The sequence below is a fragment of the Scandinavium sp. NPDC088450 genome (genome assembly GCF_044900545.1).
In the GTDB taxonomy this organism is placed as follows: Bacteria; Pseudomonadota; Gammaproteobacteria; order Enterobacterales; family Enterobacteriaceae; genus Scandinavium.
The window spans coordinates 65,551-82,018 of record NZ_JBJDNI010000017.1 but is presented as its reverse complement, the minus strand read 5'-3'; the positions used below and the strand labels follow the sequence as shown (position 1 = coordinate 82,018).

The following is a 16,468-nucleotide window of genomic DNA, read 5'->3' as shown; positions in this document are numbered from 1 at the left end:
CATTGCCTTTCCCACCATACAGCGTGTCATTCCCGTCATAACCCAAAAGCGTGTCATCGTTATTCCAGCCACTGAGGATGTCGTCGCTTTCATTGCCGTAAACCGAGAACGCCATCCCCGCCAGGTCGCTGACCGTCAGCGTGGTGTCGCCAAAGATCATCTCGAATTGACGATTTGTCTCTGAAGTGAAATAGTTGGGGAGTGTAAGCGTGTCACTGCCCCCCCATGCGTGAACAAGCAGATCGTTTCCTGATTTCTCTATCAACGCCTGAGTGAAGTCAGCCCCTTCAAATACGAGGGTATTTACCCCGTTCCTGTAGGTATCATTCACCCGGTCCTGACCATCGCCGACGCGAAAAATATATCTGTCGCTACCTTCCCCGCCGCTCAGACTGTCATTACCCGTACCGCCGTCTAGAACGTCGTTACCGTTCCCACCATTCAGCGTGTCATTCCCGCCATAACCCAAAAGCGTGTCATCATTATTCCAGCCACTGAGGCTGTTGTTGCTTTCATTACCGTAAACCGGGAATCCCATCCCCGCCAGGTCGCTGACCGTCAGCGTGGTGTCGCCGAAGACCATATCGAATTGACGGTACGACTCTGAAGTAAAATAGCCAGGGAGTGTAAGCGTGTCGCTGCCCCCCCATGCATGGATAAGCAGGTCGTTTCCTGATTTCTCTATCAACGCCTGAGTGAGGTCGGCCCCTTCGAATACGAGGGTATTTACCCCGTTCCTGTAGGTATCATTCACCCGGTCCTGACCATCGCCTTGACTAAATAAGTAAATATCAGATCCTTCCCCGCCATTTAATCGATCGTCTCCACCTTTGCCCCAAATAAAATCATTGGTACTTTTTCCACTTAATGTATCAATCCCTCTCCCACCGATAAAACTAGTATCTGACATCCTAAACGAAATATCACATTCATTTCGATAGGAAGGCATGTATTCTAGCCAGCCAAATATTACATCACTTAGCTTCACATAGTTAATAGCATCATTTTCTTTCATTACACTCAAGTCATTGTTAAGATCCGTGAAGTCAAAAACAAATTCGGACCTATCACTATTAAGCCCAATGCGAATATGTGAGAATTCTTCGGCATACAGGGTCTGAGCCAATAACTGTGATTCTATATAATTGGTAAATTTTGTATATTCCTCTTCGATAAGTTTGGCTGCATTGCTATTAGGATTTGTGGTTTTATCCTGAAGACTGACAAAACCATCACCTGTTGCAGCCTCAATAACTGCAAGTACTCGAGCATTGATATTTACACCACGGCTACTGGTATCCAGATTACTTGCTCCGGCCCAACAAAACATGATGGTATCAATGAGTCCAGAAGCACGTGCCAGGTCAGGGTCTGACCTATATTGCTCAATGAGTGTTTTAAGTGAATCATCCTTGCTCATTGCAATATGTAAATCAGGCATGTTCCCGAAACCACGAATAAAAGGCAACTCGCGAACAGCATCGCTTACATTGATATCACCAATGTAACGAGAGAACCCTTTGTCATGGTCAAACCATACATCAGCCATTGCATTGGTTGTACCATCATTAAAAATGACGCTGCCTGTCTGTCGATGCGCATTTCCTTGTTCATCAATAAAAGAAGAGTCTTTAAAACTGGTATTAATGGCGATAATCCCAAGTGCATCAAGAGAGTAAAGTTCGCCACTATCAACCCGTGCATTACTATTTTTATCCTGCCAAACTTGTAATTCTTTCCACGCAGCATCATGGCTATTGATAATACCATCACCATTACTGTCTTTATCCTTCAGAGCCTCAAAACCATTGCTGGCAAGCATTCCAGTTTGTAGTTCGGTATTGTCTCCGAAAAGCTCTTTACCCGTGTCGATCAAACCATTTCCATCCAGATCCATCACAAGGAGACCATCATCCCCATCGACCCAACCTGTATTTTCGGCGAACTGATTGCCATCATGATCGAAAAAGATAGTGTTGTTGACTGACAGCGTTTCGATACCATCACCGTCAAGATCGATAATAATTGGGTCTACAATGGCTTTTTCAGCGCCGTCCATACTCGGTCCAAACCCCGGGAGAGCGAAGCCGGGAAACATCATGCCCGGAAACATAACCCCGGGAGGGAAGGGAAAGCTTCCTGCCGCAGACAGCGGTATCGTTCCGCCATTGGCAAGGTTCGCCATACCGCTGGCAATGACTCCCATGCCACCACGGAAATAATCAAAAAGTTCGCTAATCCAACTACGACTTGATTCACCCAAACTATCCAGGGCATCGACAGCGTTATCCATATTCTGCATGGTAACATCAAGCCATAGTTGAGTAGCATCCAGGAAAATATCTTTGAACGCCTGAGCAGACTCACTTGCCGTTTCATCAATACCTGAAAAGACTTGTTCACAGTAATTATAGACTTCAGAAGCAATGAAATCGATGGCGTCTTTCACATCTAATATATTTTCAACTGGTCCTAAATCAATAAACCCCATAGAAGTATCAATTGCAGACTCAAAAGTATTAAAACTTGCTGTAATATCAATGATAGGAAAATCATCATAATTGCTACTATGTGAAAAAGCCAGTGAATCAATTCTTCCCGCCACACCGAAGGGGGACTGCACACCATCTAATATATCAATACCCGCACTCTTAAGAATGAAATCTACCGCAGTTGTACAGTTAAAGTCGCTACCACCATTGCCATCAGGAATGAGGTCGTACATCGGTATATTACTCGAGAACACATCAATAGAATTAGATATCTTATCATATTGCTCATCGGATATTTCAAGAGTCAAACTTTGAGAAAAATTCCTGGTTCTAAGATAATCATCTATATCCACCTCACCCTCTACGTTAAAATACCCATTGCCTTCACTGGGTGTAAAACCGAAACGCAACGTCTCCTTTCCATCACTATTTAAAATTAACCATGTATGAACAACCCCGTCTCCATTCGTAAAACTGGAATCATTTTTTATCGTTATAGTGTTTTTCATTTTATTTCCCCACCAAATAATTATTTAAAGCCACGATCGGCAGTGAATGCCAAAACAAATTCATCGTAGTCACTACCCTTACTATAAAGTTCAGCATAGACCATATAATATCCAATACTTTCGAGCTTTCCGCCTTTTAGTCTCATCCCATCCCATACATCCTCATTGACCCCCGAGTAAAATTGGCCACTACTAAAACAGCCGGGGTTATCAACGGTGAAAGGAAGGTTATACTCTAATACTTTCTTATCGGTTCTGAAGTCATAAACAACGATTACACCTGAAAGTTCTCTTATAAAATCCCTAAGCCCTTTTAACTCACTTCTTTGTAAAGGTTTGTCTTCAGCATTTAACTCTTTCCCATAAGGGTATTTACGCTTTACTAAAACATCGAGGCTGTAGTTAGCTGGTTTTTTAACATGGATCATAAACCTCTGCATCGGCAATTTATGCAACTGAACCTCACTGACTGCTTCCATTTTGGCCGCGTGAGCAACGGATAAAAAGAGTTGTATCATTATCAGAAAAAATAGTGAGATTATCTTTAACATAGTTCAATCCTTGTTGGGACGTTACTGGCCAAGACCTTCTTGTTGTTGTCAATTAATACTCAAAGCACTGACTCATCCTACCAGAGACAAGAAAAACACCTATGAGTTATTATTTTTTCGGATTATATTAAGGATTGCATTAGAAATATCTATGCAGGACATTCATTACATACGCCCAGCGAATAGAACGCCAGAAAACGACTCAGGGTATACTGGATCCCAGAACCTAGAGGGTAGTATTAGCCATACCGTTGGCAATAATACCCATGCCACCACTGAAATAACCAAAAAGTTTGCTAATCCAACTGCTACCTGATTCGCCCAATTTCCCCAAGGCATCGACATCTGTATTCATATTCTGCCTGGCAGCATCAAGCCAAAGTTAAGTGGTGTCCAGAAAACTATCTTTGAACGTCTGACCCGCCTCACTTGCCGTTTCATCAATAGCTGAAAAGCTTGTTCACTGTAATGAGGTACTTCGGCAGCAATGATATCGATGGAGCCTTTCACATCTACTATATTTTCAACTATTCCTCCTTCTCACCACCATTTAAAATTAACCATGTATGAACGACCCCGTCTCCGTTCGTAAAACTGGAATCATTTTTTATTGTTATAGTTTTTTTCATTTCACTTCCTCCTTAAATAATCATTTAAAGCCACGATTTTCAGTGAATGATAAAACATATTCATCGTAGTCATCATCCTTACTATAAAGCTCAGCATAGACCATATAATACCCAATACTTTCGAGCTTTCCGCCTTTTAGTGTCATCCCATCCCATACATCCTCGTTGACCCCCGAGTAAAATTGGCCGCAGCAAAAACGATCAGGGTTATCAACGGTGAAAGGAAGGTTATACTCTAATACTTTCTTATCGGTTCTAAAGTCATAAACAACAATTACACCTGAAAGTTTTCTTATAAAATCCCTAAGCCTTTTTAACTCCCCTCTTTGTAAATGTTTGTCTTCAACATTTAACTCTTTCCCATAAGGGTATTTACGCTTTACTAAAATATTGAGGCTATAGTTAGCTGGTGTTGCAACATGGATCATAAACCTCTGCATCGGCAATTTATGCAACTGAACCTCACTGACTGCTTCCATTTCGGCCGCCTGAGCAACGGATAAAAAGAGTTGTATCATTATCAGAAAAAATAGTGAGATTATCTTTAACATAGTTCAATCCTTGTTGGGACGTTACTGGCCAAGACCTTCTGTTGTTGTCAATTAATACTCAAAACACTGACTCATCCTACCAGAGTCAGCAAAAACACCTATGAGTTATTTATTTTTTCGGATTATATTAAGAATTGCATTATAAATATCTATGCAGGACATTCATTACATACGCACAGCGAATGCAACGCCAGAAAACGACTAAAGGTATAATGGATCCCAGAACATAGAGGGGAGTATTCGCCATACCGCTGGCAATAATACCCTTGCCACCACTGAAATAACCAAAAAGTTTGCTAATCCAACTGCTACCTGATTCGCCCAATTTCCCCAGGGCATCGACATCTGTATTCATATTCTGCCTGGCAGCATCAAGCCAAAGTTAAGTAGCGTCCAGAAAACTATCTTTGAACGTCTGACCCGCCTCACTTGCCGTTTCATCAATAGCTGAAAAGCTTGTTCACTGTAATGAGGTACTTCGGCAGCAATGATATCGATGGAGCCTTTCACATCTACTATATTTTCAACTATTCCTCCTTCTCACCACCATTTAAAATTAACCATGTATGAACGACCTCGCCTCCGTTCGTAAAACTGGAATCATTTTTTATCGTTATAGTTTTTTTTCATTTTATTCCCCAAATAATTATTTAAAGCCACGTTCGGCAGTGAATGCTAAAACAAACTCATCGTAGTCATTATCCTTACTATATAGTTCAGCATAGACCATATAATATCCAATACTTTCGAGCTTTCCGCCTTTTAGTGTCATCCCATCCCATACATCCTCGTTTACCCCTGTGTAAAATTGACCGCTGCTAAATCGATCGGGGTTATCAACGGTGAAAGGAAGGTTATACTCTAATACTTTCTTATCGGTTCTAAAGTCATAAACAACAATTACACCTGAAAGTTTTCTTATAAACTCTCTAAGCCTTTCGTATTCACCTTGTTGTAAAAGTTTGTCTTCAGCATTTAACTCTTTCCCATAAGGGTATTTACGCTTTACTAAAACATCGAGGCTATAGTTAGCTGGTGTTGCAACATGGATCATAAACCTCTGCATCGGCAATTTATGCAACTGAACCTCACTGACTGCTTCCATTTCGGCCGCCTGAGCAACGGATAAAAAGAGTTGTATCATTATCAGAAAAAATAAGGAGATTATCTTTAACATAGTTCAATCCTTGTTGGGACGTTACTGGCCAAGACCTTCTGTTGTTGTCAATTAATACTCAAAACACTGACTCATCCTACCAGAGACAGGAAAAACACCTACTGGTTGGTTATTTTTTCGGATTATATTAAGGGCTGAATTAGAAATATCGATGCAGGACATTCATTACCTACGCACAGCGAATACAAGCTAAAAAACGACTAAGGGCTTACTGGTTCCCAGACCGCGAGGGTAGTGTAGCAATGGCGTGAATTCACTCATATTTCAAGTTCCTGCTGACGAGCCCCTGTTCTCTGTGGTACTTATCATCACAGTAAATGGCAGGACTTTTAGATGCAGATGACAACTCAACGCGCTTTTATCATCCGGGCCATGCTTCTGTGGCTTGCCGCCTGCTTACTGTGCAGCGCGCTGCTTTACGCCGAGCAAATCCGCCGCCAGTACTGGCAGTTTGATCGTGCTTATACGCTGTTATTCAGTACCGTCAGTACGGCGCTCACACAGAATGAATCCGTTATCCCTATCCTCAATGGCGACGAAGACCTGACGCTATTGCAGCAGAAATTCCCCCAAATTCAGGCGCTGGAGAAAACTCATAACCGCCCGCTGGATGCGCCACGCGTTGAGCAGTTCTCCGCAGCGCATTATTGGCTTTATAACCCGTACAAACAGATTCGGGTGCGGATAGATCTGGAGCCGCTATTGCGCTCCTCTTCTCACTTCGCCAGCGTGAAGTTAACACAAGACGATGCTCCTCCGTTTTCCGTCTACCGTTGGCAATGGACACGCCAGTTCCCGCAGCATTTTCAGCCTTTCACCCTCAATGCTGGAGCCAACCCGGAGTGGGGGAATTTTTCACTTCTGCCCCATTTGCTGATAGCAACAGGCTGGGCAATTTTCGTCGGGATGGGCGGCCTGCTGTTGTGGGGACGCAGACAACAACGCAGCGATCGCCAGCGAGCGGATTACTATCAGCATGCCAGGCTGAACACGCTGGGCGAAATGAGCGCGGGCGTGGTGCATGAAATCAATCAACCTTTAACCGCGACTCAGATGTGGTTACAGGGCGGCATGCGTCAGCTCACCAACGGGCATCACGAAGAAGCGCTGCATGCAATGCGCTCAGCGCTGACACAGACGCAGCGAATTAGCGAACTGCTGACCCGTTTTCGCGCTCATCTGACTCAGGAAGAAGTGGCGATGACGAAGGTCAGCCTCGCGCAAAGCTGGCAACGGGTGAGCAATTTGCTCGAACACGAACCGGGATCGAAGCAAATCCGTATCACTCATGATCTGGCCGACGTACAAATTCAGGCTGACAAACTGTGGCTTGAGCAAGTGCTGCATAATCTGCTGAGCAATGCCATTCAGGTTCAGCAGGGCAACCCACACGGCTGGGTGCATATTCGCAGCGAATCTGTCGATGACCGGGTGAAAGTCATCATCACAGATGGCGGCCCTGGATTTAGCCCACAAGCGCTTAAGCACGCGATGATGCCGCTGTTCAGCGAAAGGCAAGGCGGGCTGGGTTTGGGGCTGACGCTAACGGAATCGCTAATGACGAAAATGAACGGCACGCTGCAACTGGCTAACTCGCCACAGGGCGGCGCGGAAATCAGCTTGTGGTTTATCAAAGAGAACTGAGATGGAAAAGATTATCTACATCGTGGACGACGACGAGTCGATTCGTGAGTCCCTCACCTTTCTGTTTTCCACCCTCAACTGGCCGGTGAAATGCTTCGACTCGGTGGATAGTTTCACCTCTGCCATTCCCACGGAAGCCTGTATTACGGGCTGTCTTCTGTTGGACATGAGGATGCCAGGGGAAAGCGGGCTCAGTTGGTTTGAGAAAAACAGCGCCTCACACCCGCTGCTGCCGGTGGTGATGATGACCGGACACGGCTCTGTCGATGCCTGCCGCCGGGCGTTTCGTCATGGCGTGTTTGAGTTCTTTACCAAACCGCTGGATGCCGATCCGTTGATTGACACCGTGCATGCCGCTTTTGCCGAAAGTGAAACCCGCCATCGTAAATGGCAGGAGCATGTCGAAGCCAAACAGCGCTTTGCTCAGTTAACCGCGCGGGAAACAGAAGTGCTGAAAGAACTTATGACCGGGGCCAGCAACAAAGAAGTGGCTACGCGTCTGGATTTGTCGACCCGAACCGTGGAAGCCCATCGCGCCGCCATTTTTAACAAGCTCGACGTCAGCAGCGTGGTGCAGGCTATCCGCGAATACGACAAGCTGGACTACGTATAATTACCAGGTGAGCTGCGTATTCACCCGAATTTCGCTTCTTTTGTCGTCTTGTTAGCATCCTCTCACAGACGACAAAGAGGACGTTCACCATGAAAAAATTACTCATTTCCGCAGCCCTGCTGGCAGGTTTCGCTACCGCAACCGTCAATGCAGAATCATTAAACCAAAAAAATCTTTCGCTGACTCAGGCCAACAGCCTGGCACAGGAAGCCATCAAAGCGTGCCTGGCGAAAAACTATCAGGTTTCCGTGACCGTCGTTGATCGCGCTGGCGTGGTTAAAGCCGTGCAGCGTACCGACAACGCGGGCCCGCACACCGTGAAAGCCAGTGAGATGAAAGCCTTCACCGCGCTCAGCATGAAGAATGCCAGCGGTAAAGTGATGGAAGCAGCGCAAAACAATGCGGGTGCACAAAACCTGAAAGATATTCCGGGTCTGCTGTTGCTGGCAGGTGGCTTGCCGGTGAAAGATGGGAATGACGTGATTGGTGCCATCGGTATCGGCGGTGCGCCGGGTGGCAATCTGGATGATGCCTGTGCTCAGACTGCGCTGGATAACGTGAAGCTTTAAATATTGCCCTCGCTTCATTGCCTGATGGCGCTGCGCTTATCAGGCCTACAAGATCATTGTCCGGTGGCACTGCGTTTGCCGGGCCTACAAAACCTGTAGGCCGGATAAGCGCAGCGCCATCCGGCTTCTTTTCTCGATCAGTTTGTCGGTGAAACAGCACCCGCTTCAGGGTGGGCTGGCGACAACACTTCTTCATCTGCTTTGATGCTGCCAGAGTTCGCCGCCCAGACGCCTTCCTGGGTTTTGCTGATGTTCTGGTGCAGCCCGTTCAGGTTTTGCCCCACCGCCGCAATGTGCGTGGTTTCCGTGCCGCCGCTGTTATCCGCCCATGGAATAACCGGATCATCGGCCAGTGCGAAACCAGAAATCAGGGTGGTGGCAAGTACTGCTGTAGTCAGAAATGCTTTCATGATGCGCCTCACTTAGAGTTTTTACGTAATAAGTTTAGCGCGTGACTATTTTCAGAGTAATGATCAGATGTTTGCAGATATTTTCAGAGAAATGTTTTTAAATAAATCACTTACCGCTTCGCTGCATCACCACTGGCTGGAGCAGACATAAAAAAAGCGGCCCGAAGGCCGCTTGATACATCATGAAATCTTATTTCTTTTTCGCTTTCGGGTTCGGCAGGTCGGTGATGCTCCCTTCGAACACTTCGGCTGCCAGGCCCACAGACTCGTGCAGAGTTGGGTGAGCGTGGATGGTCAGCGCGATGTCTTCTGCATCACAGCCCATCTCGATAGCCAGACCGATTTCACCCAGCAGCTCGCCGCCGTTGGTGCCGACAATCGCGCCACCGATAACACGGTGAGTTTCTTTGTCGAAAATCAGTTTGGTCATACCGTCAGCGCAGTCAGAAGCGATAGCACGGCCAGAAGCAGCCCACGGGAAGGTGGCGGTTTCGTAGCTGATGCCTTTTTCTTTCGCTTCTTTCTCAGTCAGACCAACCCATGCCACTTCTGGCTCAGTGTACGCAATGGATGGGATCACTTTCGGGTCGAAGTAGTGCTTCATGCCGGCGATAACTTCTGCGGCAACGTGGCCTTCGTGGACACCTTTGTGCGCCAGCATAGGCTGACCGACGATATCGCCGATAGCAAAGATGTGCGGCACGTTGGTGCGCAGCTGCTTGTCAACACGGATAAAGCCACGGTCGTCCACTTCCACGCCAGCTTTGCCCGCGTCGAGGTTTTTACCGTTCGGCACACGGCCGATAGCCACCAGCACTGCGTCATAACGCTGCGCTTCTGCAGGGGCTTTTTTGCCTTCCATGGAAACGTAGATACCGTCTTCTTTTGCTTCAACGGCAGTCACTTTGGTTTCCAGCATCAGGTTGAATTTCTTGCTGATGCGTTTGGTGAAGACTTTCACCACGTCTTTGTCGGCAGCCGGGATAACCTGGTCGAACATTTCAACCACGTCAATGTCTGAACCCAGCGCGTGGTACACGGTACCCATTTCCAGACCGATGATACCGCCACCCATAACCAGCAGGCGTTTTGGTACGGTTTTCAGTTCCAGCGCATCGGTAGAATCCCAAACGCGTGGATCTTCATGTGGAATGAATGGCAGTTCGATCGGACGGGAACCCGCCGCGATGATGGCGTTGTCGAAGTTGATCACGGTTTTGCCGTTCTCGCCTTCCACTTCCAGGGTGTTAGCCCCGGTGAATTTACCCAGACCGTTGACCACTTTCACTTTACGGCCTTTCGCCATACCAGCCAGACCGCCGGTCAGCTGAGTGATCACTTTCTCTTTCCAGGTACGAATCTTGTCGATATCGGTTTTCGGCTCGCCGAAGACGATACCGTGTTCCGCCAGCGCTTTGGCTTCTTCGATAACTTTCGCGACGTGCAGCAGCGCTTTAGAAGGGATACAGCCGACGTTCAGACAAACACCACCGAGGGTGCTGTAACGTTCGACGATGACGGTTTCCAGACCTAAATCAGCGCAACGGAAGGCAGCGGAGTAGCCTGCCGGGCCTGCCCCAAGTACCACGACTTGAGTTTTGATTTCAGTACTCATCATGACCTCTATGTTTTTCTATCCGGTGATCCCTGGTCTTATCGCCCATCATCCACCGGGACGTTCTATCCGCCCGTATTTTACAAAATTGTTAACAATTTTGAAACAACAAACGGCTCACGATTTGACTTTGATCGAATAACCCCATAAACCTCATGAGATTACCAGAAAAAAGCCGGCCGATTGGCCGGCTTTTTCGCTTACATCACCAGACGGCGAATGTCGCTCAACATGTTGTTGATGATGGTAATGAAGCGTGCACCATCAGCACCATCGATAACACGGTGGTCGAAGGAGAGAGACATTGGCATCATCAGACGCGGAGTGAACTCTTTCCCGTTCCACACAGGCTCCATCGCAGACTTGGAGACACCGAGGATAGCCACTTCTGGCGCGTTAACGATTGGCGCGAAGTGAGTTGTCCCGATACCGCCCAGGCTAGAGATAGTGAAGCAGCCGCCCTGCATTTCGCCAGCGGTCAGCTTGCCGTCACGGGCTTTCTTGGAGATAGCCATCAGCTCGCGAGACAGCTCGGTGATGCTCTTCTTGTTCACGTCTTTGAAGACCGGAACCACCAGACCATTCGGGGTATCAACCGCCACACCGATGTTGATGTATTTCTTCAGCGTCAGCTTCTGGCCGTCTTCGGACAGGGAGCTGTTGAAGCGAGGCATCTGCTCAAGTGCTGCCGCAACGGCTTTCATGATGAAGACCACTGGGGTGAATTTCACGTCCAGCTTGCGCTTAGCGGCTTCGTCATTCTGCTGTTTACGGAACGCTTCCAGATCGGTGATATCGGTTTTGTCGAAGTGCGTAACGTGCGGGATCATCACCCAGTTACGGCTCAGGTTAGCGCCAGAAATTTTCTGGATGCGACCCATTTCCACTTCTTCGATTTCGCCGAACTTGCTGAAGTCCACTTTCGGCCATGGCAGCATACCAGGCAGACCACCGCCAGTTGCCGCTGCAGGTGCAGACTCAGCGCGTTTCACCGCGTCTTTCACGTAAGCCTGAACGTCTTCGCGCAGGATGCGACCTTTACGGCCAGTCCCTTTCACTTTCGCCAGGTTTACGCCGAATTCGCGCGCCAGGCGGCGAATCAGCGGAGTCGCGTGAACGTAAGCGTCGTTCTCAGCAAACTCAGATTTACCTTCTGCTTTCGCAGCAGGAGCAGCAGCTGGTTTAGCCGCCTGAGCAGGTGCCGGAGCAGCGGCCGCTAGTGCAGCAGCCGGAGCCGCAGCAGGTGCAGCGCCTTCCACTTCAAACACCATGATCAGGGAGCCGGTAGACACTTTGTCGCCGGTGCTGATTTTGATTTCTTTCACGGTACCGGCGAACGGCGCTGGCACTTCCATAGAAGCTTTGTCGCCTTCTACGGTGATCAGTGACTGCTCAGCGGCAACTTTGTCGCCCACTTTTACCATCACTTCAGTGACTTCAACTTCGTCACCGCCGATGTCCGGTACGTTAACGTCTTTCGCGCCAGCAGCGGCTGCTGGAGCCGCTGCTGCTGCCGGAGCAGCCGCCTGAGCTGGAGCCGCAGCAGGTGCAGCACCCGCCACTTCGAAGACCATAATCAGGGAGCCGGTAGACACTTTGTCGCCGGTGTTGATTTTGATCTCTTTCACCACGCCCGCGAACGGTGCTGGCACTTCCATAGAAGCTTTGTCGCCTTCTACGGTGATCAGAGACTGTTCTTCGGTAACGGTGTCGCCCACTTTGACCATGATCTCAGTGACTTCAACTTCATCACCGCCGATGTCCGGGACGTTCACTTCTTTCGCTGCCGCGGCTGCTGGTGCAGCGGCCGGAGCGGCTTCTTTCTTCGCTTCTGCCTGAGCAGGTGCTGCAGCAGCAGCACCGTCGGCGGAATCGAAAATCATGATCAGTTTGCCCGTCTCGGTTTTGTCACCGACAGAGACTTTGATCTCTTTCACGATGCCAGCCTGTGGAGACGGAACTTCCATAGAGGCTTTGTCGCCTTCTACGGTGATCAGCGACTGTTCAGCTTCAACTTTGTCGCCCACTTTGACCAGGATCTCGGTGATTTCAACTTCATCAGCCCCGATGTCCGGTACGTTGATTTCGATAGCCATTATTTCTTTACCTCTTACGCCAGACGCGGGTTAACTTTTTCTGCATCGATGTTGAATTTGGTGATCGCATCCGCCACCACTTTCTTGTCGATTTCGCCACGTTTAGCCAGTTCGCCCAGCGCCGCAACAACCACGTAGGAAGCATCTACTTCGAAGTGGTGACGCAGGTTTTCACGGCTGTCGGAACGACCGAAGCCATCAGTACCCAGTACGCGGTAATCATCAGCCGGTACGTAGGTGCGAACCTGTTCAGCAAACAGTTTCATATAGTCAGTGGAAGCAACAGCCGGCGCGTCGTTCATCACCTGAGCGATGTACGGCACACGTGGAGTTTCCATTGGGTGCAGCATGTTCCAGCGCTCACAATCCTGGCCATCACGCGCCAGTTCGGTGAAGGAAGTGACGGAGTACACGTCAGAGCCCACGCCGTAGTCGTTCGCCAGGATCTGCGCTGCTTCACGCACGTGACGCAGGATAGAACCGGAGCCCAGCAGCTGAACTTTACCTTTGCTACCTGCCACGGTTTCGAGTTTGTAGATACCTTTACGGATACCTTCCTCGGCACCTTCCGGCATGGCCGGCATGTGGTAGTTTTCGTTCAGGGTAGTGATGTAGTAGAAGACGTTTTCTTGCTTCTCACCGTACATACGCACCAGACCGTCGTGCATGATCACCGCAACTTCGTACGCATAAGACGGGTCGTAAGAAATACAGTTCGGGATAGTCAGAGACTGAATGTGGCTGTGACCATCTTCATGCTGCAGACCTTCGCCGTTCAGGGTCGTACGACCGGAAGTACCCCCTACCAGGAAGCCGCGAGCCTGCTGGTCGCCAGCCTGCCAGCACAGGTCACCGATACGCTGGAAACCGAACATCGAGTAGTAGATGTAGAACGGGATCATTGGCAGGTTGTTGGTGCTGTAAGAAGTCGCAGCCGCCAGCCAGGATGCGCCAGCACCCAGTTCGTTGATCCCTTCCTGCAGAATCTGACCTTTCTCGTCTTCTTTGTAGTAAGCCACCTGCTCACGGTCCTGCGGGGTGTACTGCTGGCCGTTGGAGCTGTAGATACCAATCTGACGGAACAGACCTTCCATACCGAAAGTACGCGCTTCATCAGCCAGAATCGGAACCAGACGATCTTTGATAGACGGGTTCTTCAGCATCACGTTCAGGGCACGCACGAAAGCGATAGTGGTAGAAATTTCTTTGTTTTGCTCTTCGAGCAGCTGCTGGAAGTCAGCCAGAGCTGGCATTTCCAGTTTCTCGGTGAAGTTCACCTGACGAGATGGCAGGTAGCCACCCAGTTTCTGACGCTGTGCGTGCAGGTAGGTGTGCTCTTCAGTGCCTTCCGGGAAGGTCAGGTAAGACAGGTTTTCAACCTGCTCGTCGGTGACAGGAACATTGAAGCGGTCGCGGATATAACGCACGCCGTCCATGTTCATTTTCTTCACCTGGTGAGCGATGTTCTTGCCTTCAGCGGTTTCACCCATGCCGTAACCTTTAACGGTGTGGGCCAGGATGACGGTCGCTTTACCTTTGGTGTCCTGCGCGTTTTTCAGTGCCGCGTAGACTTTCTTCGGATCGTGACCACCACGGTTCAGGGCCCAGATCTGATCGTCAGACCAGTCAGCAACCAGGGCTGCGGTTTCCGGGTATTTACCGAAGAAGTGCTCACGCACGTAAGCGCCATCTTTGGATTTGAAGGTCTGGTAGTCGCCGTCAACGGTTTCGTTCATCAGCTGAATCAGCTTACCGCTGGTGTCTTTACGCAGCAGCTCATCCCAACGACCGCCCCACATGACTTTCACCACGTTCCAGCCAGCGCCGGCGAAGATGCCTTCCAGTTCGTTAACGATTTTGCCGTTACCGGTGACCGGGCCATCCAGACGCTGCAGGTTACAGTTGATGATGAAGCACAGGTTGTCCAGCTTGTCGCGGGTGGCGATGGTGATCGCACCTTTGGATTCTGGTTCGTCCATCTCGCCGTCGCCCAGGAAGGCGTAAACGGTCTGCTGAGAGGTATCTTTCAGGCCACGGTGTTCCAGATATTTCAGGAACTTCGCCTGGTAGATAGCACCGATTGGGCCCAGACCCATAGACACGGTCGGGAACTGCCAGAATTCAGGCATCAGTTTCGGGTGCGGGTAAGAGGACAGGCCTTTACCGTGAACTTCCTGACGGAAGTTGTTCATCTGCTCTTCGGTCAGACGACCTTCGAGGAACGCACGTGCATAAACGCCCGGAGAGATGTGGCCCTGGAAGTACACCAGGTCGCCGCCGTCTTGTTCGGTGCGCGCACGGAAGAAGTGGTTAAAGCACACTTCATAGATAGTCGCAGAAGACTGGAAGGAGGACATGTGGCCACCCAGTTCCAGATCTTTCTTGGAAGCACGCAGAACGGTCATGATCGCGTTCCAGCGGATAGCAGAACGAATACGACGTTCCAGATCCAGATTGCCCGGGTATTCCGGCTCATCTTCAACGGCAATGGTGTTTACGTAATTGCTTGCCCCGGTACCCGCCGCAACTTTCACACCGCCTTTGCGGGCTTCAGATAACAGCTGGTCAATCAGATACTGAGCGCGCTCAACACCTTCTTCACGGATGACCGATTCGATCGCCTGTTGCCAGTCGCGAGTTTCGATCGGATCCACGTCATTTGGGAAACGTTCTGACATGGGGGGTATTCCTTATCTGTCTAATCGTTGATTTGTCTGGAACCTGTCCCATTGTATTTTCGCCAGAAAACACAATAAGACAGGTTCTGCGTTTAGTTGCCGCGCTCTAAAAACTGGCGCTTAAAAAAACCTTGTGATGCTAGTCCTTTCGTTGCTGTAGGCGGCGAAGTGAGCGGTCGCGACGACTTTGCTCACGGCTGCGGTCCAGCAAGATTTCCTCAATGAAGGCCAGGTGACGGTGCGACGCTTCGCGCGCCTGCTCCGGCTCTCTGGCCATTATCGCCTCGAAAACTCGGGTGCGATGGCTGCTGACCAGTGGGAGCATTTCCCGGCTGGCATACAGCAATTCAAAGTTCTGTCGAACGTTCTGCGCCAGCATAGGTTCCATGCAGCGTAGCAGATGAAGTAAGACCACATTATGAGCGGCTTCGGTGACGGCAATTTGATACTGGACGACAGCGCTGGATTCGGCATCGAGATCGCCAGACTGCTGGGCAACTTCAATCGCCTGATGCAGCTCGCGAATGCGCGCACGATCTTCTTCTGTGCCGCGCAATGCCGCGTAATACGCAGCAATACCTTCAAACGCGTGACGGGTTTCCAGCAGGTCAAATTGGGATTCAGGGTGATCGGAGAGCAATTCAACCAGCGGATCGCTGAAGCTCTGCCACAGGCTACTCTGGACAAAGGTACCGCCGCCCTGGCGACGAAGCAGAAGCCCTTTCGCTTCGAGACGTTGAATCGCCTCGCGCAGAGAGGGACGGGAAACGTCGAACTGTTTGGCCAGTTCGCGTTCAGGTGGAAGTTTTTCACCGGGGCGCAGCGTCCCCTCAAGGATCAAAAATTCCAGCTGCTGCTCAATCACATCGGATAATTTTGGTTGGCGGATTTTGTTGTAGGCCATGGTTCCCTGTCTCAAGCCACTTACCCGGAG

The 16,468-nt window shown here is 49.4% G+C and carries 12 protein-coding genes and 1 pseudogene; 3 read left to right on the top strand and 10 right to left on the bottom strand.

Annotation, left to right across the window (positions count from 1 at the left end):
- The 5 genes and pseudogenes from ACI2I2_RS15735 to ACI2I2_RS15715 form a co-directional block, all read right to left on the bottom strand.
- A pseudogene (locus tag ACI2I2_RS15735) lies at positions 1-3,001 on the bottom strand (hypothetical protein); the annotation flags it as partial.
- Between the two features lie 20 nt (positions 3,002-3,021).
- Complete coding sequence (locus ACI2I2_RS15730) at positions 3,022-3,552, bottom strand: hypothetical protein (protein ID WP_404658733.1); 531 nt, start codon at positions 3,550-3,552, stop codon at positions 3,022-3,024.
- Between the two features lie 649 nt (positions 3,553-4,201).
- Positions 4,202-4,732, bottom strand: coding sequence for a hypothetical protein (locus ACI2I2_RS15725; protein ID WP_404658732.1), 531 nt, complete (start codon positions 4,730-4,732; stop codon positions 4,202-4,204).
- Between the two features lie 139 nt (positions 4,733-4,871).
- The gene (locus tag ACI2I2_RS15720) at positions 4,872-5,087 is read right to left on the bottom strand and encodes a hypothetical protein (protein ID WP_404658731.1); all 216 of its coding nucleotides are present in this window, start codon (positions 5,085-5,087) and stop codon (positions 4,872-4,874) included.
- Between the two features lie 291 nt (positions 5,088-5,378).
- Complete coding sequence (locus ACI2I2_RS15715; protein WP_404658730.1) at positions 5,379-5,909, bottom strand: hypothetical protein; 531 nt, start codon at positions 5,907-5,909, stop codon at positions 5,379-5,381.
- A gap of 333 nt (positions 5,910-6,242) precedes the next feature.
- Between ACI2I2_RS15715 and ACI2I2_RS15710 the strand changes: the two genes are divergently transcribed.
- From ACI2I2_RS15710 to ACI2I2_RS15700, 3 genes are all read left to right on the top strand, one after another.
- Positions 6,243-7,553 carry a sensor histidine kinase gene (locus tag ACI2I2_RS15710; protein ID WP_404658729.1) on the top strand — a complete coding sequence of 437 codons (1,311 nt, stop codon included), beginning with the start codon at positions 6,243-6,245 and terminating at the stop codon, positions 7,551-7,553.
- Between the two features lies 1 nt (position 7,554).
- Complete coding sequence (locus tag ACI2I2_RS15705) at positions 7,555-8,166, top strand: response regulator transcription factor (protein WP_404658728.1); 612 nt, start codon at positions 7,555-7,557, stop codon at positions 8,164-8,166.
- A gap of 89 nt (positions 8,167-8,255) precedes the next feature.
- Entirely contained in the window at positions 8,256-8,735 is a 480-nt protein-coding gene (locus ACI2I2_RS15700; protein ID WP_404658727.1) for a heme-binding protein, read from the top strand.
- A 137-nt stretch (positions 8,736-8,872) separates the two neighbouring features.
- Here ACI2I2_RS15700 and ACI2I2_RS15695 read toward each other — a convergent pair whose 3' ends face one another.
- From ACI2I2_RS15695 to pdhR, 5 genes are all read right to left on the bottom strand, one after another.
- Complete coding sequence (locus ACI2I2_RS15695; RefSeq protein ID WP_404658726.1) at positions 8,873-9,145, bottom strand: hypothetical protein; 273 nt, start codon at positions 9,143-9,145, stop codon at positions 8,873-8,875.
- Between the two features lie 190 nt (positions 9,146-9,335).
- Positions 9,336-10,760, bottom strand: a complete 1,425-nt coding sequence (gene lpdA / locus ACI2I2_RS15690) for a dihydrolipoyl dehydrogenase (RefSeq protein WP_312626279.1) — start codon at positions 10,758-10,760, stop codon at positions 9,336-9,338.
- 200 nt (positions 10,761-10,960) lie between these two features.
- Complete coding sequence (gene aceF / locus ACI2I2_RS15685; RefSeq protein ID WP_404658725.1) at positions 10,961-12,856, bottom strand: pyruvate dehydrogenase complex dihydrolipoyllysine-residue acetyltransferase; 1,896 nt, start codon at positions 12,854-12,856, stop codon at positions 10,961-10,963.
- A 14-nt stretch (positions 12,857-12,870) separates the two neighbouring features.
- Positions 12,871-15,534 carry a pyruvate dehydrogenase (acetyl-transferring), homodimeric type gene (gene aceE / locus ACI2I2_RS15680; protein ID WP_330982361.1) on the bottom strand — a complete coding sequence of 888 codons (2,664 nt, stop codon included), beginning with the start codon at positions 15,532-15,534 and terminating at the stop codon, positions 12,871-12,873.
- A 139-nt stretch (positions 15,535-15,673) separates the two neighbouring features.
- Positions 15,674-16,438: a pyruvate dehydrogenase complex transcriptional repressor PdhR gene (gene pdhR, locus ACI2I2_RS15675; RefSeq protein WP_330982360.1), complete on the bottom strand. Its 765-nt coding sequence runs from the start codon at positions 16,436-16,438 to the stop codon at positions 15,674-15,676.
- Positions 16,439-16,468: the final 30 nt, after the last annotated feature.